The organism is Arthrobacter sp. B1I2, from assembly GCF_030816485.1.
GTDB lineage: Bacteria > Actinomycetota > Actinomycetes > Actinomycetales > Micrococcaceae > Arthrobacter.
On the sequence record NZ_JAUSYC010000001.1, the window covers coordinates 2,530,314 to 2,548,171 of the forward strand.

The 17,858-nt window shown below is 66.5% G+C and carries 18 protein-coding genes; 12 read left to right on the top strand and 6 right to left on the bottom strand.

Features of this window, described 5'->3' with window-relative positions:
• Window position 1 precedes the first annotated feature (1 nt).
• Window positions 2–949 (top strand): electron transfer flavoprotein subunit alpha/FixB family protein, encoded by a 948-nt coding sequence (locus QFZ57_RS11840; RefSeq protein WP_306900378.1) that lies wholly within the window; start codon window positions 2–4, stop codon window positions 947–949.
• 4 nt (window positions 950–953) lie between these two features.
• Window positions 954–1,733, top strand: coding sequence for a PIG-L deacetylase family protein (locus QFZ57_RS11845; RefSeq protein ID WP_306630619.1), 780 nt, complete (start codon window positions 954–956; stop codon window positions 1,731–1,733).
• Window positions 1,734–1,814: 81 nt separating this feature from the next.
• Here the strand turns inward: QFZ57_RS11845 and QFZ57_RS11850 are convergent, their stop codons facing one another.
• From QFZ57_RS11850 to QFZ57_RS11865, 4 genes are all read right to left on the bottom strand, one after another.
• A complete protein-coding gene (locus QFZ57_RS11850; protein ID WP_373461307.1) occupies window positions 1,815–2,675 on the bottom strand; it encodes an anti-sigma factor domain-containing protein in 861 nt (286 codons plus the stop codon).
• A gap of 10 nt (window positions 2,676–2,685) precedes the next feature.
• Window positions 2,686–3,294 (bottom strand): sigma-70 family RNA polymerase sigma factor, encoded by a 609-nt coding sequence (locus tag QFZ57_RS11855; RefSeq protein WP_306630621.1) that lies wholly within the window; start codon window positions 3,292–3,294, stop codon window positions 2,686–2,688.
• Between the two features lie 213 nt (window positions 3,295–3,507).
• The gene (locus tag QFZ57_RS11860; RefSeq protein WP_306630622.1) at window positions 3,508–3,975 is read right to left on the bottom strand and encodes a tRNA (cytidine(34)-2'-O)-methyltransferase; all 468 of its coding nucleotides are present in this window, start codon (window positions 3,973–3,975) and stop codon (window positions 3,508–3,510) included.
• A 23-nt stretch (window positions 3,976–3,998) separates the two neighbouring features.
• On the bottom strand, window positions 3,999–4,946 hold the full coding sequence (locus tag QFZ57_RS11865; protein WP_306900385.1) for a J domain-containing protein: 948 nt from the start codon (window positions 4,944–4,946) through the stop codon (window positions 3,999–4,001).
• Between the two features lie 196 nt (window positions 4,947–5,142).
• Between QFZ57_RS11865 and QFZ57_RS11870 the strand changes: the two genes are divergently transcribed.
• A complete protein-coding gene (locus tag QFZ57_RS11870; protein WP_306900387.1) occupies window positions 5,143–5,838 on the top strand; it encodes a hypothetical protein in 696 nt (231 codons plus the stop codon).
• Window positions 5,839–5,949: 111 nt separating this feature from the next.
• On the opposite strand, the gene QFZ57_RS11875 is transcribed toward QFZ57_RS11870, so the two are convergent.
• Window positions 5,950–6,369 (bottom strand): DoxX family membrane protein, encoded by a 420-nt coding sequence (locus QFZ57_RS11875; protein ID WP_306900389.1) that lies wholly within the window; start codon window positions 6,367–6,369, stop codon window positions 5,950–5,952.
• 88 nt (window positions 6,370–6,457) lie between these two features.
• Here QFZ57_RS11875 and QFZ57_RS11880 point away from each other — a divergent pair, with 88 nt between their 5' ends.
• From QFZ57_RS11880 to QFZ57_RS11920, 9 genes are all read left to right on the top strand, one after another.
• Window positions 6,458–7,123, top strand: a complete 666-nt coding sequence (locus tag QFZ57_RS11880) for a helix-turn-helix transcriptional regulator (RefSeq protein ID WP_306900390.1) — start codon at window positions 6,458–6,460, stop codon at window positions 7,121–7,123.
• A gap of 43 nt (window positions 7,124–7,166) precedes the next feature.
• Window positions 7,167–8,396: a cysteine desulfurase family protein gene (locus tag QFZ57_RS11885; RefSeq protein ID WP_306630627.1), complete on the top strand. Its 1,230-nt coding sequence runs from the start codon at window positions 7,167–7,169 to the stop codon at window positions 8,394–8,396.
• A gap of 149 nt (window positions 8,397–8,545) precedes the next feature.
• On the top strand, window positions 8,546–9,679 hold the full coding sequence (gene mnmA, locus QFZ57_RS11890; RefSeq protein ID WP_306630628.1) for a tRNA 2-thiouridine(34) synthase MnmA: 1,134 nt from the start codon (window positions 8,546–8,548) through the stop codon (window positions 9,677–9,679).
• 266 nt (window positions 9,680–9,945) lie between these two features.
• Window positions 9,946–11,586 carry an ABC transporter substrate-binding protein gene (locus QFZ57_RS11895; protein ID WP_306900394.1) on the top strand — a complete coding sequence of 547 codons (1,641 nt, stop codon included), beginning with the start codon at window positions 9,946–9,948 and terminating at the stop codon, window positions 11,584–11,586.
• A 127-nt stretch (window positions 11,587–11,713) separates the two neighbouring features.
• Complete coding sequence (locus QFZ57_RS11900) at window positions 11,714–12,805, top strand: ABC transporter permease (RefSeq protein WP_306900396.1); 1,092 nt, start codon at window positions 11,714–11,716, stop codon at window positions 12,803–12,805.
• Window position 12,806: 1 nt separating this feature from the next.
• Window positions 12,807–13,823, top strand: a complete 1,017-nt coding sequence (locus QFZ57_RS11905; RefSeq protein WP_306900398.1) for an ABC transporter permease — start codon at window positions 12,807–12,809, stop codon at window positions 13,821–13,823.
• Window positions 13,820–15,526 (top strand): ABC transporter ATP-binding protein, encoded by a 1,707-nt coding sequence (locus QFZ57_RS11910; RefSeq protein WP_306900400.1) that lies wholly within the window; start codon window positions 13,820–13,822, stop codon window positions 15,524–15,526. The genes QFZ57_RS11905 and QFZ57_RS11910 overlap by 4 nt, the downstream gene beginning before the upstream one ends.
• A 100-nt stretch (window positions 15,527–15,626) precedes the next feature.
• On the top strand, window positions 15,627–16,034 hold the full coding sequence (locus QFZ57_RS11915) for a chorismate mutase (protein WP_306630634.1): 408 nt from the start codon (window positions 15,627–15,629) through the stop codon (window positions 16,032–16,034).
• Entirely contained in the window at window positions 16,031–17,131 is a 1,101-nt protein-coding gene (locus QFZ57_RS11920; protein WP_373461235.1) for a hypothetical protein, read from the top strand. The genes QFZ57_RS11915 and QFZ57_RS11920 overlap by 4 nt, the downstream gene beginning before the upstream one ends.
• 2 nt (window positions 17,132–17,133) lie before the next feature.
• On the opposite strand, the gene QFZ57_RS11925 is transcribed toward QFZ57_RS11920, so the two are convergent.
• Complete coding sequence (locus QFZ57_RS11925) at window positions 17,134–17,847, bottom strand: DUF4166 domain-containing protein (protein ID WP_306630635.1); 714 nt, start codon at window positions 17,845–17,847, stop codon at window positions 17,134–17,136.
• Window positions 17,848–17,858: the final 11 nt, after the last annotated feature.

Consider the following 17,858-nt stretch of genomic DNA (forward strand, 5'->3'; position numbering starts at 1 on the left):
CATGGCAAAAGTACTTGTATTCATCGACAACCCCGGCGCTTCGCTCAAGAAGAGCAGCCTCGAGCTGCTGACCCTGGCGCGTTCCCTCGGCGAGTGCACTGTGGCGGTTAACGGAGACCTGTCCGACGGCGTCGCAGCCGGCTTTGCGGAGTACGGCGTGGGCAGCGTCCTGCGCCCGTCGGTCCAGGACCTGAATGACTATCTGGTGGCACCCAAAGCCGCCTATGTGGCCGCCGCGGCTGAAACCAGCGGCGCCGGCATCGTGCTGCTGGACAACTCGCCGGAAGGCAAGGAGATCGCTGCCCGGGTGGGCATCCGTCTGAATGCCGGCGTCATCACGGACGTCGTCGCCGTGGACCCGGACGGCACCGCGCACAAGTCCGTCCTGGCCGGCTCGTACAACACTGCCTGCAAGGCCACCACTCCGGTTTCCGTGCTGACCCTGAAGGCCAACAACGTCACCCCGGAACCCGCGCCTGCCCCCACCACTCCTGAAATCGCCACCGTTGACGTTCCCAACGTGGCCGCAGCGGCACGGATCACGGCCCGCGAGCAGAAGGTGGCCAGCGGCCGGCCGGACCTCACGGACGCACGGATCGTGGTTGCCGGCGGACGCGGCATGGACGGCGACTTCGGCCCGGTGGAAGAGTTGGCAGATGCCCTCGGCGCCGCCGTGGGTGCTTCGCGTGCAGCCACGGATGCGGGCTGGATCAGCCACGACGCCCAGGTGGGGCAGACCGGCAAGACCGTCTCCCCGCAGCTGTACATTTCCGCGGGCATTTCCGGTGCCATCCAGCAGAAAGCCGGCATGCAGACAGCCAAGGTCATCGTGGCCGTGAACAAGGATGCGGAGTCCCCGGTCTTCGAGATTGCGGATTTCGGCATCATCGGCGACGTCTTCGAGGTCCTCCCGCAGGCCACGGCCGAGATCAAGAAACGAAAAGGCTGAATCTTTGACTGCCTCCCACGGGCAGGCAGGGAGCCCGTTCAACCCGGATACGCACCGGGTTGAACGGGTGCTCTGTTTTGCGGCCCACCCTGACGACATCGACTTCGGCGCAGCAGGCACCATTGCCGCCTGGACGGCCGCAGGTGTGCAGGTCAGCTACTGCATCATGACCGACGGCGACGCGGGCGGCTTCGACCCCGCCCACCGCGCGGACATCATCGCCATGCGCGACGCCGAGCAGCGCCGCGCAGCGGAACTGGTGGGCGTCACCGACATCCGCTACCTCCACCAGCGGGACGGATACCTTGAGCCGTCGCACGAGGTGATGAAAGGGGTGGTGCGGCTGATCCGCGAAATCCGGCCCGAAGTCGTTCTCGCCATGCACCCGGAACGGAACTGGCAGCGGATCCAAAAGAGCCACCCGGACCACCTGGCCGTGGGGGAAGCGGTGACGCGGGCAGTGTATCCGGCAGTGGAAAACCCGTTCGCCTACCCTGAACTGGCCGAAGCCGGCCTCGCAGCCTACAAGCTGCCGTGGCTGTGGCTTTACGCGGGACCTGAGGAACGCGAAAACCACTTCGTGGATGTCACGAGCCATGTGGATGCCAAGCTGTCCGCCATCCATGTCCATGTCAGCCAGCACCCTGACGTGGCGGCCATGGAAGCCACTGTCCGCCGAGGTATGCGTGTCAACGCCGCCCGGGCAGGGCTGCCGGAGGGGCGCAGCGCGGAAGCCTTCCACGTGGTGGCGGTCAACGGGCCTGGCACCATCGCGGGTTTCTAAGGCAGGAGAAGCGCCTCCGGTTCTTCCTTCAAGGAGGAACCGGAGGCGCTTCTTTCGTATGGCCGCCGGTGTTCGTGCCGGTCAGGCTCCGAGTGGGGCCGCCGCCACCGTGGGCAGGGTGGGGGCCTTGGACCCGCCGGCCGGCTCAACAGTAATTCCCAGTGAGGCAGCTGAGTGGATGCCCTGGACCACGGCGGGCTTGGAGAGTGCCTGCTCGTCCATCAGCCCCTGCGACACTGGTGCGGAGCCGTCCTTGGGGATCAGCCACATCTGGTAGACCTTGCCCGCCGGGGGAGCGGGCACGCCGCTCATCTTCACCACGGCCGCGTCTTCCGACGCTGATATCAGGAGGGTGGCCTTGCCGCCACCGGCCACGTTGACGGAAGCCTCGCGCAGGTCACCGGCCCTGGCCACCTGGTTGACGGGATCGGCTTGGTCGGCCAGGTAGGCGCCCACGCCCACACCGCCCAGGGCGATGGCTGCTGCCGCTGCCACGCCGATCAGCCAGCGCCGGGCGCCCGACGGGCCGCGCCGTTCCTCCCGGCGCTTGCGGGCCTGCGTCAGTTCGTCCTGGGTGCCCGGCTGGAGGACAGGTGCCGTGCTTTCGGCTGGTGCCGGGGCGCCTCCACCTGTCATTCCCTGCTGCCCGGGGAATTGGGCAGGAAGCTGGGCAACGATCCGCTCGAACAGGTCCGACGGCGGTTCCTCCTCCGCCCGGAAGGTGCGGGCCAGTGCCTCCCGGGACTGCCGGACGCGGTCAAGGAAGGCCAGGCGTTCCGCTTCCGGCGCCATTGAAATATAGAGGTCGATGGCGTCGCGTTCCTGCTCCGTGACCGCATCCAGGGCGTAAAGTTCGGCAAGGTCGACGGCGCGGCCTGACGCAAGGTCCATGGCGACGGTGTCGCCGAAGGAACGCGAACGCCCAGTGCGGCCTTCATCCATGTCGCTCATCTCAACTCACCCCCAAACAGGTCTTCAATCGGATCAGTCCATCGCGGATGCGGGACTTGATGGTGGGCACCGCTGCATTCAGCCGTTCTGCGACTTCCCGGTAGGTAAGGCCGCCGTAGTAGGCCAGGCGCACGGATTCCTGCTGTGTTTCGGTCAGCGTTCCCAGGCAGCGGACCACCGCCTCAGCTTCCAGCCGGCTGCCCACTTCGTCGGAAACGCTGTCGTGGTCGATGTCCTGCGTGCTGGCCCCGTATCTGGCTTCCCTGTCAGTGGAAGACTGCGACGACCGCACCTTGTCCACTGCCCGCCGGTGCGAGATGGTCATCAGCCAGGAGAGCGGGCTTCCAGCCTGCGGATCGAACTTCGCCGCGTTCTGCCAGACCTGCAGGAAAACTTCCTGTGTGGTGTCTTCGCTGAGCTCGGGATCGATCAGGACGCGCCGTGCCATGCCGAAGACCCTGCGGGACGTCAGCTGGTAAAACTCGGCAAACGCCGCCTGGTCCCCGCGGGCGGTGCCCGCCAGGAGGACCGAGAGGCGCTGGCTGAGGTCTGCAGGTGGGTCAGTCACCGCGGCGGAGCCCTCGGAATTTGGCGCGTTGGGAGTTTCCATTAAGTCCAAGCATAAGTCTCCGGGCGGCGAATCCTCAGCAGTGCCGTGCCGGCTGCGGCTGGCCTGCCTGGATCCTGCCTTCAGTAGTGTCACCTGCCGCTCCTTGCTCCGCTCGAGTGCCTTCAAGAGTCATTCGATGCCGGCGGCGGGGCGGATGGGACAGCGGGTAAGGAATTTGCCCCGGCCGGGGCAAAGACTCTATCCGGTGGCGTGCTAAAGCCTGGCCCCGGCAAAGCCCTGCTGGCGCCACGCCTCGTACACGGCAATCGAGGCCGCGTTGGCGAGGTTCAGCGAACGCAGGGCCGGCAGCATGGGCAGGCGCACCGTGGCTGTCACGTGGGGATCGGTCTTCAACTCTTCCGGCAGGCCCACCGATTCACGGCCGAACATCAGGACATCGCCAGGGTGGTAGGTGATATCCGTGTAACCGGTTGTGCCGTCCGAGGTGAAGGCGTAAACATGCTCAGGCTGAAGATGCTCCCAGGCGTCTTCGATCGACTTGTGCACGGTGACGACGGCGAGGTCGTGATAGTCGAGTCCCGCCCGGCGAAGTTTTGCGTCGGAGAAGTCGAAGCCCAGGGGTTCCACGAGGTGCAGTTGGGCGCCGGTGATTGCGGCAAGTCGGATGGCGTTGCCGGTATTGCCGGGGATTTCTGGGGCATGGAAGAGGATGCGGAACACCTCCCCATCCTAGCCATCCGTTCTCAGTGCATGCCGCGCAGCAGCCTGGCGAGGACCGGAACGTTCACCGTGTTGGGGGCCGGGCCCGATGCCAGGAATTCCTTCAGGCCGCGCACCATACCCGCGGCGTTGACGATCTGCACGGTCTCCAGCGAGCCTGCGGGGCGCCGGTGGTGGTCGATCACAGGCTCATGGAGGTTGCCGTCCGGGCTGTGCACCACAGTCCATCCGGTGACGTTGAGCTCCGGAAAGATGTCCTGCATGGCCCAAACCACGCGGGCCAGCTGCGGGGGTGCCACGGAGCGGCCGCCGTGGTTCAGGGTCCGGCCGTCCCAGGCATACGCGCCCTTGGGCAGGAGCATCGAGTTGACCAGAGCCAGCCGGTAGCCGGAAAGGACCGCGTGGTCGATGTGGCTGTTGTCCGCCGGTGACTGCAGGCCATTGATGAGCCGCGCAGCCGGAATGCCCGGCAGCACCTGCCGGGACAACAGCTGCACGGTGCGCATCTCGCGCTGGATGCGGGCCTCGGCGCCGAAAATTCCGCGTTTCCGTGGCATCCCGTGCACCTGTTGGCGCGCCTGGGCCAGGGGAACGAGCGGGACCTCGGCGCCGCCGTCCCCATAGGGCGGAACGTAGACCGGCGGGTCGCCGGCGGTGTTCCTGCCGTTGTCCGGCCTGCGGACGGTGGCAGAAGCCCGGCTTCCGGCGGCCGGCGCATCAAAGTGGGCGCCGTCGTCGGACGAGGTGCCGCGGACTGGACCGGCACCGTAGGAGCGGTCGTAGGCTTTCCGGCGCTCCGGATCGATCAGGGTCTCATAGGCAGTGGTCACGCGGCGGAAGGCGGCCGCGTCACCCCCGTGGTCCGGGTGGGCGGTCCTGGCAGCGCGCCGGTAGGCCACCTTGATTTCTTTGTCGGTGGCGGTGACGGCCACGCGAAGGACCTGGTAATGGGAGCTGCTGCTCTCGGTCAAGATCTTCCTTTTCTTGATGCGCGGCTTCTTAATTTCCGCGGGGAAAGCGAAGTGCCCGCCCAGTCTAGCCAGCACGGATGGTGTGCCTGCCCCAACAACGAATGTCCGGTGCTTGCGGGTTCCCGCCGGATTCGGAGTCTAGACTCGTGCCTGCGCGGCCGGACACTGGGCCGAAGGGGAAGCGACGGGTGGAGAGATGGAAATGCCGACGACGGCGCAGCGGGCCGGCAGGGCCTGGAACCGGGCAGTGCCGCTCGCCATTGCCGGCCTTGGGGCGGTGCTTCTGGGCGGCTGCAGCGTGGATGTCCGGGATCCGTCCGTGCCTGCCGCTCCGGCCAACACTCCCGTCCTGTCCACGCCCACCATCACTCCCGGACACGACGCCGCGGCAGTGGCGGGACGCGACCTGCCCTTTGCTGCCGGCGGCACGCTGGCACCCGGGGTGCCCGTGGGCATTTCCGATGAGCTGAAAGCCGCCCCGGGGTGGAAGCTGGTGCGGGAGAACGTGGCAGGTGCAAGCCAATACGCCAAGGCTGATGGCTGTGTGGTTGCCGCCAGGGTCAGCACGGGCCAGGCCCCGCTGGTCCGGGGAGAGGACCGGGAGTCCACCGTTGCTCTTTTTCAATATCTGGACGCCACCATCCAGCCCTCATACCTGAAGACCGAAACTCTGCAGTGGGGCGGCGCCCCGGATGCTCCCGGTAAAAAGGTGGAGGTGCTGGCGCTGGAACAGGCGGCTCCCGGCGGGAGGTCCACTGCCGTGCTGGCAAGGGTTTTCGGGGCCGCCGGTTCGTCGGCTTACATATCCGTTTCCTGCCCGGATGCGGCAACCCTTGCTTCTGCACGCAATGACGTGCTCCGGTACCTGCCGTTGGTGCCGCCGACTGCTTGAGCCCTCGAAGGTGATGCGCCTCCCGGGGCGCAAAAGCCGCCGGCGGCTGGAGGGCTCAGCTGCCGGCGGGTCTTTTGGGGAAGGTTACGGGCCCCGCGGAGGCCCGTAGTGTCACGCGGAGGTTCGGCTGTACTGGGTCGCCAGCCGGTTGAGTGCCAGGGCGCCGATCAGCAGCCCGAAGTCGCGCAGGGCGACGTCATAGAAGCTTCCCAGCATGAGCAGGTTGATGATGATTCCCGCAAGCCAGGCGGCCACGAGCAGCGACCCGTATTTTGGGCGGACAGCCACGGCGATGCCCGCGATGATCTCCACGACGCCCACGGCGTACATGAAGGTCTGGGGCGGCAGCGGCAGGACGGCGGTGGCCTGGGGTGCGAGGTAGACGGTCCAGTCCGTGAGGATGTTCGCAAACTTGTCCAATCCGAAAAGGATCGGCGCAACGGTGAAGACAGTGCGCAGCAGCACGAAGGCCTGCCGCGCTGGCTCAGCGGTTGATACGTGCTGCATGCGCATTGCCGATGCTGATTTCATGGGGAGCTCCTTCTAAAAGTAGGTATTCTTATTTTAGAAGCGGGCAGTTCTATAATCAATAGATCCTGACTTTAGATTGGTAGGCATCATGTACCGGCTTCCCTGGACTGACAGAATCGCTGCTGTCGCCTCGCTTACAGACGCCAAGAGGCTGCTGCTCTTCGAACTGGTGGCAGCGTCACCGCGGCCGCTGGGGCGCGACCAGGTGGCCGAAGCTGCAGGGATGGCCCGGAGCACGGTCTCGTTCCACCTGGACCGTCTGGTGCAGGACGGCCTGCTGGCCGTGGAGTTCCACAAACCCGCAGGCAGGACGGGCCCCGGCTCCGGGCGCCCCGCCAAGATGTACCGTCCGGTGGGAAGCGAAGTGGGAGCATCCGTGCCGGACCGGAATTATGACCTCGCGGGGGAACTCATGGCAGCCGCCATCGAGGCGTCCCAGACCGAAGGCGCGCCGGTGGGTGAGTCGCTCCGCGATGCCGCGTTCCGGAAGGGCCGGGAATTGGCAGAAGCGGCCGGGGGCCTGGAGGAGTTCCTGACCGAAGCGGGCTACCAGCCACAGCCCGACGGCGACGGCGGCTACCTCCTTCCCAATTGCCCGTTCCACCGGCTTTCACAGGCACACGCGTCAGTGGTATGCGACATGAACGGCGCCTTCCTGCGCGGGGCCGCAGCCGGGTGCGGTGCTCCGGAGGGCCGGGTTGCCGGCGTTGCCGGACCGGGTCATTGCTGCGCAAGGATCACGGGCGGGGACTGACGGCTCCATGCGGGCGGGTGGGCTGCCGCGATAGAATTGGAAGATGCCCGCCTACCTCGACCATGCCGCCACCACGCCGCTTTCCGGTGCAGCCCTCGCCGCCCTGACGCGCGAACTGGCGCGGACGGGGAACCCGTCATCCCTGCACGGATCGGGCCGCCGGGCGCGGCGTGCCGTTGAGGATGCGCGGGAGGTTATCGCCGCCGCGGCGGGAGCCCACCCCTCGGAGGTCATCTTCACCTCGGGAGGCACCGAGTCGGACAACCTGGCAGTAAAGGGCATGTACTGGTCCCGGGTGGCAGAGAACCCCAAGCGGCGCCGCATCCTTTGCTCCGCCGTCGAACATCACGCTGTGCTGGACACCGTGGAATGGCTCGAACGCCACGAAGGCGCGGAAGTAGCCTGGCTGCCCGTGGACAGCCAGGGCCTGCTGGACCTCGACGTCCTCGAAACGGAGCTCGCGCGCGACCCCGGCACCGTGGCCCTGGTGACCGTTATGTGGGCCAACAACGAGGTGGGTACCGTCCAGCCCATCCGGCGCGTCGTTGAACTTGCCCACGCCGCCGGCGTCCCGGTGCACTCCGACGCCGTCCAGGCGTTCGGCTCGGTGCCGGTCGACTTCAAGGATTCGGGCCTGGACGCCATGTCCATCTCCGGACACAAGATCGGTGGCCCGGTGGGAGTCGGCGCGCTCCTGTTGGGCCGGGCAGTCAAGCTGACACCGGTACAGCATGGCGGCGGGCAGGAACGTGACGTCCGCTCGGGCACGCTGGACACCGCTTCCATCGCTGCCTTCGCTGCTGCCGCAGAAGCTGTCACCGCCGCCTTGCCGGCGGAAGCGGCGCGGATCGCCGCCTTGCGCGACCGCCTGATCGACGGCGTCCGCGAATGCGTTCCGGAAGCCGTCCTCCGGGGTGCTCCCGACGACGGCCGGCTTCCGGGCAACGCGCATTTCACGTTCCCAGGCTGCGAAGGGGACTCGCTGCTGTTCCTCCTTGACCTCGCCGGTGTCGAATCGTCCACCGGCTCGGCCTGCACCGCCGGCGTGCCGCGGCCGTCCCACGTGCTGTTGGCCATGGGCCTGGACGAGGAAACGGCGCGCGGAGCGCAGCGCTTCAGCCTGGGGCACGCGTCCACGCAGGCCGACGTCGATGCCTTGCTCATCGCGCTGCCCGAGGCTTATTCGCGGGCGCGCCAGGCAGGCATGGCCGGGCACGAGTCCTCGATCCAGACGGCGGGAACCGTGGCACGGCAGGCGCTGCACGGCGCTTAAGCCGAAACCCGGAGTGTTCTACGCCGGATGCGCCTTTGCATGCGGCGGCCTGATTTGCCTGCCACCGTAGAATAGACAGGCGAAGATCGTTTCCGCCGCCGGCGGTCCAGCCGGCCCCGGAAAACCATAGCCCCCAACAGAAAGCCAGCATGCGAGTACTAGCAGCCATGAGCGGCGGAGTTGATTCCGCCGTTGCCGCCGCCCGCGCGGTGGAGGCAGGTCACGACGTCGTCGGCGTCCACCTGGCCCTTTCGCGCATGCCCGGCACCCTCCGCACGGGCAGCCGCGGCTGCTGCACCATCGAGGACTCCCGTGACGCGTGGCGGGCCTGCGACGTGCTGGGCATTCCCTACTACGTGTGGGATTTCTCCGAGCGCTTCAAGGAAGACGTCGTCCAGGACTTCATCGACGAATACGCCGCCGGCCGCACTCCCAACCCCTGCATGCGCTGCAACGAACGCATCAAGTTCGCCGCCTTGCTGGAGAAGGCCATTGCCCTGGGCTTCGACGCCGTCTGCACCGGGCACTACGCCAAGGTGATCGAGGACTCCGACGGCAACCGGGAACTGCACCGCGCCGCCGACTGGGCCAAGGACCAGAGCTACGTCCTGGGCGTCCTCACCCACGAACAGCTCAAGCACTCCATGTTCCCGCTGGCCGACACCCCGTCCAAGGCCGAGGTTCGGGCCGAAGCGGAGCGGCGGGGCCTCTCCGTGGCCAACAAGCCTGACAGCCACGACATCTGCTTCATTCCTGACGGCGATACCGCGGGCTGGCTTGCCGAAAAAATTGACATGGCCAGCGGTGACATCGTGGACGAGACCGGCGCGAAGGTAGGGGAGCACCCGGGAGCCAACGCATTCACCGTCGGGCAGCGGCGCGGACTCAAACTGGGAACTCCTGCTGCGGACGGCAAGCCCCGGTTCGTCCTGGAAATCCGGCCCAAGGAAAACAAGGTCGTGGTGGGGCCCGAGGCGCTGCTGGCGATCGACGAGATCCGCGGCATCAAGGTTTCCTGGGCAGGCCTTCCCATCGCCGAGGTGGAAACGGGAGGGGAGTTCGACTGCTACGCGCAGGTCCGGGCGCACGGCGACCCGGTTCCGGCCGTTGCCCGGATGGAACCCGCCACGGATGGTGCAGCCGGAAGCCAGCTGGTGGTCCGGCTGGTGACACCCCTGCGGGGCGTGGCTCCCGGCCAGACAGTGGTGCTCTACCAGGGCAGCCGGGTGCTTGGCCAGGCCACCATCGACGCCGCCCGTTCGCTCCAGCGGGCCGCGCTGTAACTCATACGATTTGAAGCACCGTTCCGGTCATTTCCGGGGCGGTGCTTTGTTGTGCCCTGTGCTTTGTGGTGCCCGGGAGCCTGGGCCCGCGGCCGGGTCAATGGCCGGGGGTACCAATGAGATAAATTTTGTGTTTCAACTCACAGGATTGGCCGTCCCGAGGGCTGACTCTCTGATTGAATCTAGGGATCAGCACTGCGCGCCGGGCCGGGGCCATACGCCCATGTGGCCGGCGCGCACGTACTCATCGGACAGAAAGTTCACAGATGATCAAGAGCACAAAGGCCCTGCACCGCGCCATCGCGCTGGCAGGCATCTCCGCCCTGGCCCTGACAGCCTGCACCGGGCCATCGGGCGGCGGCGGCGGAACGGCCAGCGGCGGCAGCGCCGGTGGCGGTGCCATCACTTTCGGAACGACCGACAAAGTCGTCACCCTCGACCCCGCCGGTTCCTACGACGCAGGCTCCTTCCTGGTGATGAACCAGGTGTACCCCTTCCTGATGAACTCCAAGCCGGGTTCGGCCGAGGTCAGCCCGGACATTGCCGAATCCGCCTCCTTCACCGCACCCACCGAGTTCACGGTGAAGCTGAAGCCCAACCTGAAGTTTGCCAACGGCCATGCGCTGACTGCTTCAGACGTGAAGTTCTCCTACGACCGGGTAGTGAAGATCGACGACCCCAACGGCCCCGCATCCCTGCTGTCCAACCTCAAGTCGGTTGAAGCCAAGGACGACACCACCGTGGTCTTCACCCTTAAGCAGGCCAACGACCAGGTGTTCCCCAGCGTCCTGGGCACCAACACGGGCCCGGTCATCGACGAGGAAGTCTTCCCGGCCGACAAAGTGATGAGCGATGAGGACATCGTTGCCGGCAAGCCCTTCGCCGGCCCGTACACCATCGATTCCTACAAGAAGAACGAGCTGGTCAGCCTCAAGAGCAACCCGGACTACAACGGGCTGCTGGGCAAGCCTTCCAACGACAGCGCCGTCATCAAGTACTACGCCGACTCCAACAACCTGAAGCTGGACGTCCAGGGCGGCAACATCGACGTTGCCGGCCGGAGCCTGACCGCAACCGACGCCGCGGACCTCGACAAGGATTCCAAGGTCAAGGTCTACAAGGGCCCCGGCGGCGAACTCCGCTACATCGTCTTCAACTTCGACACCATGCCCTTTGGCGCCAAGACGCCCGAAGCCAACCCCGCCAAGGCACTCGCGGTGCGGCAGGCCATGGCCGACATCGTTGACCGCCAGGCCATCTCCGACCAGGTCTACAAGGGCACCTACGTCCCCGCGTACTCCGTGGTCCCGGACGGCCTGCCCGGTGCAACCCAGCCGATGAAGGAGATGTACGGCGACGGCAGCGGCAAGCCCAGCCTGGACAAGGCCAAGAAGGTTCTGTCCGACGCCGGGATCACCGGGCCGGTCAACGTGAAGCTGCAGTACAACCCGGACCACTACGGCAAGTCCTCCGGTGATGAATATGCCATGGTCAAGGAACAGCTGGAGAAGTCGGGCCTGTTCACCGTGGACCTCCAGTCCACCGAATGGGTGACATACTCCAAGGCCCGGACCTCTGATGCCTACCCCGTATACCAGCTGGGCTGGTTCCCTGACTACTCGGATGCGGACAACTACCTCACGCCGTTCTTCATCCCCGGCAACTTCCTGAAGAACCACTACGAGAACCCGACTGTCACGGACCTCGTACAGAAGCAGCTCACCACGCCGGACAAGACCGAACGCGGGAAGCTGATTGGTGACGTCCAGTCTGCGGTGGCCAAGGACCTTTCCACGCTGCCGCTCCTCCAGGGCTCCCAGCTGCTGGTGGCCGGGAAGGACATTAAGGGGGTCGAGAAGACCCTTGATCCCTCCTTCAAGACGCGCCTTGGCGTCCTGTCCAAATAAGCACACCACCCCCATCGGGCTCTGACGGGCCGGAGGCGGGACGCCGGAACGGCGTCCCGCCTTTTGCCGGTCATCAGCCAGCACCGAGGGGACTGCTGGCTCCCGGTCACCACGAATCCAGGTACCGATGACAACTTTGATTGACGCGCCACCAAGTGACGCGGACGGACTCCTTCCGCCCAGGAAAAAGCAGGCAGGCGGAGGGCTGGGCCAGTACATCCTGGTCCGCTTCCTGCTGATCTTCCCCACCATCCTCATCCTCGTCACCATGGTGTTCTTCCTCATGCGGATCACCGGGGACCCCATCACCGCCGCCATGGGCGGCAGGCTGCCCCCGGAACAGCTGCAGGAACGCATCACCGCCGCCGGCTACGACCGGCCGCTGTTGGTGCAGTACTTCGAATACCTGGGCCAGCTGGCCACGGGTAACTTCGGCACCACCCTCTCGGACAACCGCAAGGTCACCGAGATGCTGACCACCTACGGTTCCGCCACCCTGGAGCTGGCCATCAACGCCATCATCGTGGCCCTGCTGGTGGGCATCCCGCTGGGCATGGTCGCGGCCCACCGGCGTGACCACCTGCCGGACGCAGTGCTCCGGATCCTGGCCATCCTGTTCTACGCAACCCCGGTCTTCTTTGCCGGCATGCTGCTCAAGCTGGTGTTCTCGGTATGGCTGCACTGGCTGCCTGTGGCCGGCCGCGCGGGAACCAGGACCGAACTGTCCCTCACCGCGCTGGAAGCGCCCACCGGCATCTACTGGCTGGACGCCCTGCGCAGCGGAAACATGGCCGCCTTCAGTGATGTGATGTCCCACGCTGTCCTTCCGGCGCTGGCACTGGGCCTCCTGACGGCAGGGGTCTTCCTGCGCCTGGTCCGGACCAACGTCATCGGCACCCTTGGCAAGGACTACGTCGAGGCGGGGCGTTCACGCGGGGTCAGTGAGTTCCGGCTGGTCACCAAGCACGCCTACAAGCCGGCGCTGATCCCCATCATCACGGTCATGGGCCTGCAGATCGCGGTGCTGCTCGGCGGCGCCGTACTTACGGAAACCACGTTTGAGTGGAAGGGCCTCGGGTTCCAGCTGGCCAACTACCTCACGGCGCGTGACTTCGTGGCCGTCCAGGGCATCGTGGTGCTGCTGGCCGTCATCGTCGCCGTCACCAACTTCATCGTGGACATCATCGCCGCGCTGATCGACCCCCGTGTGAGGTACTGACATGACTGCCAACACCACCATCGAGCCCGTCGCCAACCCGAGGGCTCCCTTGCTCCGGCGGCTGCCGGTTGTTTCGCATTTCAACAAGAGCGTCGGCCTGCAGCGCTTCATGCTGGTGGTGGGTCTCGTCCTCACCGGCATCTTCCTGCTCACAGCGCTGGCCGCACCGCTGCTGGCACCATATGGCTTTGCGCAGCTGTCGGATGCCGACGGCAGCTTCCCCACCCAGCAGGCACCCGGCGGCAAGCACCTCCTCGGCACCACGGTGGGCGGTTATGACGTCCTGTCACGCGTGATCTGGGGTACCCAGACGGCGCTGCTGGTCATCATCGTGGCCGTGGTCCTCTCCATCTTCGCCGGCGTCATCCTCGGCCTGGTGAGCGGCTACATCGGCGGGTGGCTGGACCGCATCCTCGTCGTGGTGGCTGACGCGATCTACGCGTTCCCTTCACTGCTGGTTGCCATCGTCATGGCCATCGTCATCAGCGGAGGGCAGTCAAGCCTGCTGGGCGGGATCCTGGCCGCCGCCATCTCCATCACGGTGGTCTTCATCCCGCAGTACTTCAGGGTGATCCGGGCCGAGACCATCCGGCTCAAAGCTGAGCCCTTCGTCGAATCGGCGAAGGTGGTCGGCGCATCGAACATCCGCATCATGACCCGGCACATCTACCGCAATGCCACCCGGACCCTGCCGCTGATCTTCACCCTCAACGCGTCGGAATCCATCCTGACCCTTGCCGGCCTGGGCTTCCTGGGCTTCGGCATTGAGCCAAGCTCGGCAGCGGAGTGGGGCTTTGACCTGAACAAGGCACTCGCCGACACCACGTCAGGCATTTGGTGGACCGGACTGTTTCCCGGACTCGCGATCGTGTGGACCGTGCTGGGTCTGACGCTGGTGGGAGAAAGCATTAATGACTTGAATGATCCGCGCCTCCGGGGCCGCAAGCGCACCGGTGGCGGCAGTTCCCCGGTGCCGGTGGCCGCTGAGGCCCTCGGCGCAGAAGTGAGGACGTCATGACCATCAACATCGATCCTTTGCCCAGCCACGACCCCGACGGCGGCGGGTCAGTTCTCGACGTCGACCACCTTAAGGTCACCTTCGCCACAGACGGCGGTGACGTCCACGCAGTCAAGGACGTGAGCCTCGAGGTCAGGAAAGGGGAGGTGCTTGCCATTGTGGGCGAATCCGGTTCCGGCAAGACGGTAACCGCCAAAACCATCCTGGGCCTGCTGCCTGAAACCGCGACCAGCTCCGGCACGGTCCTGATCAACGGCGCCGACGTCATCAGCGTGAGCGCCGCGAAGCTGCGCCAGATCCGCGGCCGGGACGTGGCCATGGTGTTCCAGGAGCCGTCCACCGCCCTGAACCCGGTGTTCACGGTGGGCTGGCAGATCGCCGAAGGCATCCGCGCGCATGCCGGCGGGGGCCGCGTATCGAAGAAGGAAGCCAAATCCCGGGCCATCGATGCGCTACGGAAAGTTGGCATTCCCGACCCCGAACACCGCGTCAACTACTACCCGCACCAGTTCTCGGGCGGACAGAAGCAGCGGGTGGTCATCGCGGCGGCCCTGGCTCTGAACCCCGGCCTCATTGTGGCCGACGAACCCACCACGGCCCTGGACGTGACCGTCCAGGCGGAAATCCTCCAACTCCTCCGGGACCTGCGGGACACATACGGCACCTCGATCGTGCTGATCACGCACAACATGGGTGTGGTGGCGGATCTGGCGGACCGTGTGGTGGTGATGTACCAGGGCGACATTGTGGAGGAAGCCCCGGCGAAGAAGTTGTTCGCTGAGCCCAGGCAGGACTACACCCGCAGCCTCCTGGCCGCTGTGCCGCACCTGGGCCGCAATTCGGCGTCGGCCGGGCTGACCGAACGGCCCCACCAGGATGAGGAAGTGCTGGTGGCAGCCGACAACCTGGTGATCGAGTATCCGGGCCGGCTGGGCACGCCGGCCTTCAAAGCCGTGGACGGGGTCAGCTTCACCCTGTCCAGGGGTGAGGTGTTCGGTCTGGTGGGGGAATCCGGATCCGGTAAGACAACCATTGGGCGGGCCATCGCGGGGCTCAACCGGACCACGGGCGGCAGCCTCAAGGTGCTGGGCTACGAGATGCTGACCCTACGCGAACGCACATTCAAGCCGCTCCGCAAGGACATCGGGTTCGTGTTCCAGGACCCGGCCGCCTCCTTCAACCCGCAGCTGACCATTGGCGACTGCATCGCCGAGCCCATGCTCATCCACACCCGGCCCACCGATGCCCAGGCACGCAAACGGGTGGGGGAGCTGCTCGAATCAGTCCAGCTGCCGGCGTCGTACGCGGGGCGCTACCCGCACGAACTCTCCGGCGGCCAGCGGCAGCGTGCATCACTGGCGCGCGCGCTGAGCCTGAACCCCCGGCTGCTGATAGCGGATGAGCCGACGTCGGCCCTGGACGTTTCGGTCCAGGCGAAGGTTCTGGAGCTGTTCAGGGACATCCAGGAAGAGTTTGGCTTTGGCTGCCTGTTCATCAGCCACGACCTGGCGGTGGTGGACATCCTGTCCTCCTGGGTGGGCGTGCTGTACAAGGGCAAGCTGGTGGAGCAGGGGATCGGCAGCCAGGTCATGGGGAACCCCCAGCATGACTACACGCGCCGGCTGATCGCGTCGCTACCGGTGCCGGACCCGGACGAACAGGCCAAACGCCGGGAAGAGCACCGGGCACTCCTGGGCATCTGACCCCGGAGGAGACCCGCGGCGTGAAGCGCCGGTACCGGCGGAAGGCGGCACCGGCGCTTCACACCCACGTCGATTCCATCGGCTCCCATAGACTGGAGCCATGACGCAGCACAACCCCAGCTCTCCTGGCTCCGATGATTTTGATCCCTCCGCCAGCTCACTGGCAGGCCACGTGGACGAATCGGTGATGGCTGAACTGCTGTCCATCCGCTCCAGCATTGACAACATCGATGCCACCCTGGTGTACCTCCTGGCCGAGCGCTTCAAGGCCACCCAAAAAGTGGGCTTCCTGAAGGCAACCCACCGACTGCCGGCCGGCGACCCCGGACGCGAAGCAGCCCAGATCGCCAGGCTGCGCCGCCTTGCCGAGGACGCCCACCTCGACCCTGCATTCGCGGAGAAGTTCCTCAACTTCATCATCGGCGAGGTCATCCGCCACCACGAGGCCATCGCCGAGGACCACCAGGCCTCCTCCGGCCAGCAGCCGCAGACCTCCGCGCTGGCGTGAGCCGCGAACAGCGCCAACCGGGGTCCGGTCCGCTTCCGGCCGCTGCCCGGCCCAGGGAAGGCTCAGCCAAGGAACCCAAGACCAGGGAAGTCACTGCCACCGGCCTGGGTCCGTGGCCCGGCGATGATCCGCTGGAAGCCGCACGGATCATCCGCGGCGAACTCGGAAGCCCGCACCTGCCATTCCTCGCCGAACTGCCGGGCCGTGGCGTCGGTTCCGACGCCCTGGGCCGTACCGCCTCGCTCCTGGAGGAACTGGCGGTTGACGTCCAGCCCCACGGATGGCGGCTCGTTGACCGCCCCGGCAAGGACATGCAGCGCGCGGCGTCCGCGCTGTCCACTGACCTCAACGTCCTCGCCGACGTTGCCGGCGCCGAGGACGTATCAGCCGGTGAACTCAAGGTTCAGCTGGTAGGGCCACTCAGCCTTGCCGCCGGCCTGCATCTGCACAACGGGGAGCGCGCCCTGCTGGACTACGGCGCCCGCCGGGATGTGGCCGCCTCCCTCGCAGCGGGAGTGGCCGGTTACCTCAGCCGGGTGGCCGCAGCCGTTCCCGGCGCCCGGCTGGTGGTGCAGGTGGACGAGCCTGCCGTCGCCGCCGTGCTGGCCGGAACCATACCCACGGCCAGCGGCTACCGCACCCTCCGTGCAGTTGCAGCATCGGAAGCACGTGAGTCCTGGCGCCTGGTGCTGGACGCCCTGCGCGCAGCCGGTGCAGCCGACGTCGTGGTGTCATTCCCCGAGATCGAGGCACCGATCGAGCTGGTCCTGGCCGCAGGGGCCGACGGCGTCGCGCTGCCGTTGAAGGCACTGACCAACCGCCAGTGGGAGCAGGTGGCAGGCGCGGTGGAGGCAGGCAAGCAGTTTTGGGCCGGCGCGCTGGACGTGCCTGCCGGCGGTGACCTGCCCAGGGTTGCCGACTGCGTGGAATCGGTATGGCGGCCCTGGCGCCAGTTGGGCCTTCCGGCATCGCTGCTCGGCGCCATCCGGGTGACGCCGTCGGCAGGACTGGCTGGCCACACACCCGCACAGGCCGCCGCCGTCCTTGGCAGGCTCACCCAAGTGGCCGACGGCCTGAACCAGCAGGCGCTGGGCTAGGGCTAAACCCTGTTCTCCCAGCGGTCCGGCTGGGCGTAGCGGGGGAGGTAGCTTTGGGCGGAACTGCCGCCATTGTAGGCGCGCAGCCGGTAGTCAAAGGCCCCCGCGTACACCAGGACCAGACCGATCTGCGGCTGGATGACCTTCACCTGGATGCGGTGCCGGCCGTTGCTGCCCTCAGCGGGATCCCACCATTGTTCCGCGTACGCTTTGGCGTCCAGTGCTGCCGGAAGCGGCACCCGGAGCGGGCCCAGGAAAAGCCGCGATGCCTCCGACACCCCGCGCAGCCTTCCCTCATTGGTGACACTCAAGTTCAGGTCGGTCACCAGGCGCCGGTACCGGCCCACGTAATCCACCAGCTGGCTGGTGCCGCCCCGGTTCGTAACGCTGGTGGTGTCCTGGAAGAGCCGGGTGTGTTCCGGGAAGCGGATCTCGCGGCGGGCGGTAAGGCTGGACCGGCCGAACGGGTCCTGGTGCGCATGGTTCTCGATCCGGAACGGGATGTTCTCACCGTACTCAGGGAAAAAGGCTTCCTCGCCCCCGGAGAGCCGCAGCAAAGGGCGCAGCCACCGCTGGCGGCACCCCACGACGTCGAACGTTCCTTCCCCTACGCCGTACTGTCCGGATCCCGGGGCCAGCGAGAAGTACTCCTGGAGTTCGGGCTGCAGCCTGGAGAACTCCGTGCCCAGGGCCTGCTGGTAGATCGGGACGCTCATGAAGTGGACCT

What these genes read in the sequence shown, in the direction of transcription:
- QFZ57_RS11840 (WP_306900378.1), top strand. Translation starts at nt 2, where the DNA reads ATGGCAAAAGTACTTGTATTCATCGACAACCCCGGCGCTTCGCTCAAG.
- QFZ57_RS11850 (WP_373461307.1), bottom strand. Translation starts at nt 2,675, where the DNA reads ATGGATGAAGGCCGCACTGGGCGTTCGCGTTCCTTCGGCGACACCGTC.
- QFZ57_RS11855 (WP_306630621.1), bottom strand. Translation starts at nt 3,294, where the DNA reads ATGGAAACTCCCAACGCGCCAAATTCCGAGGGCTCCGCCGCGGTGACT.
- QFZ57_RS11870 (WP_306900387.1), top strand. Translation starts at nt 5,143, where the DNA reads ATGGAAATGCCGACGACGGCGCAGCGGGCCGGCAGGGCCTGGAACCGG.
- QFZ57_RS11875 (WP_306900389.1), bottom strand. Translation starts at nt 6,369, where the DNA reads ATGAAATCAGCATCGGCAATGCGCATGCAGCACGTATCAACCGCTGAG.
- QFZ57_RS11880 (WP_306900390.1), top strand. Translation starts at nt 6,458, where the DNA reads ATGTACCGGCTTCCCTGGACTGACAGAATCGCTGCTGTCGCCTCGCTT.
- QFZ57_RS11885 (WP_306630627.1), top strand. Translation starts at nt 7,167, where the DNA reads ATGCCCGCCTACCTCGACCATGCCGCCACCACGCCGCTTTCCGGTGCA.
- mnmA (WP_306630628.1), top strand. Translation starts at nt 8,546, where the DNA reads ATGCGAGTACTAGCAGCCATGAGCGGCGGAGTTGATTCCGCCGTTGCC.
- QFZ57_RS11895 (WP_306900394.1), top strand. Translation starts at nt 9,946, where the DNA reads ATGATCAAGAGCACAAAGGCCCTGCACCGCGCCATCGCGCTGGCAGGC.
- QFZ57_RS11900 (WP_306900396.1), top strand. Translation starts at nt 11,714, where the DNA reads ATGACAACTTTGATTGACGCGCCACCAAGTGACGCGGACGGACTCCTT.
- QFZ57_RS11905 (WP_306900398.1), top strand. Translation starts at nt 12,807, where the DNA reads ATGACTGCCAACACCACCATCGAGCCCGTCGCCAACCCGAGGGCTCCC.
- QFZ57_RS11910 (WP_306900400.1), top strand. Translation starts at nt 13,820, where the DNA reads ATGACCATCAACATCGATCCTTTGCCCAGCCACGACCCCGACGGCGGC.
- QFZ57_RS11915 (WP_306630634.1), top strand. Translation starts at nt 15,627, where the DNA reads ATGACGCAGCACAACCCCAGCTCTCCTGGCTCCGATGATTTTGATCCC.
- QFZ57_RS11925 (WP_306630635.1), bottom strand. Translation starts at nt 17,847, where the DNA reads ATGAGCGTCCCGATCTACCAGCAGGCCCTGGGCACGGAGTTCTCCAGG.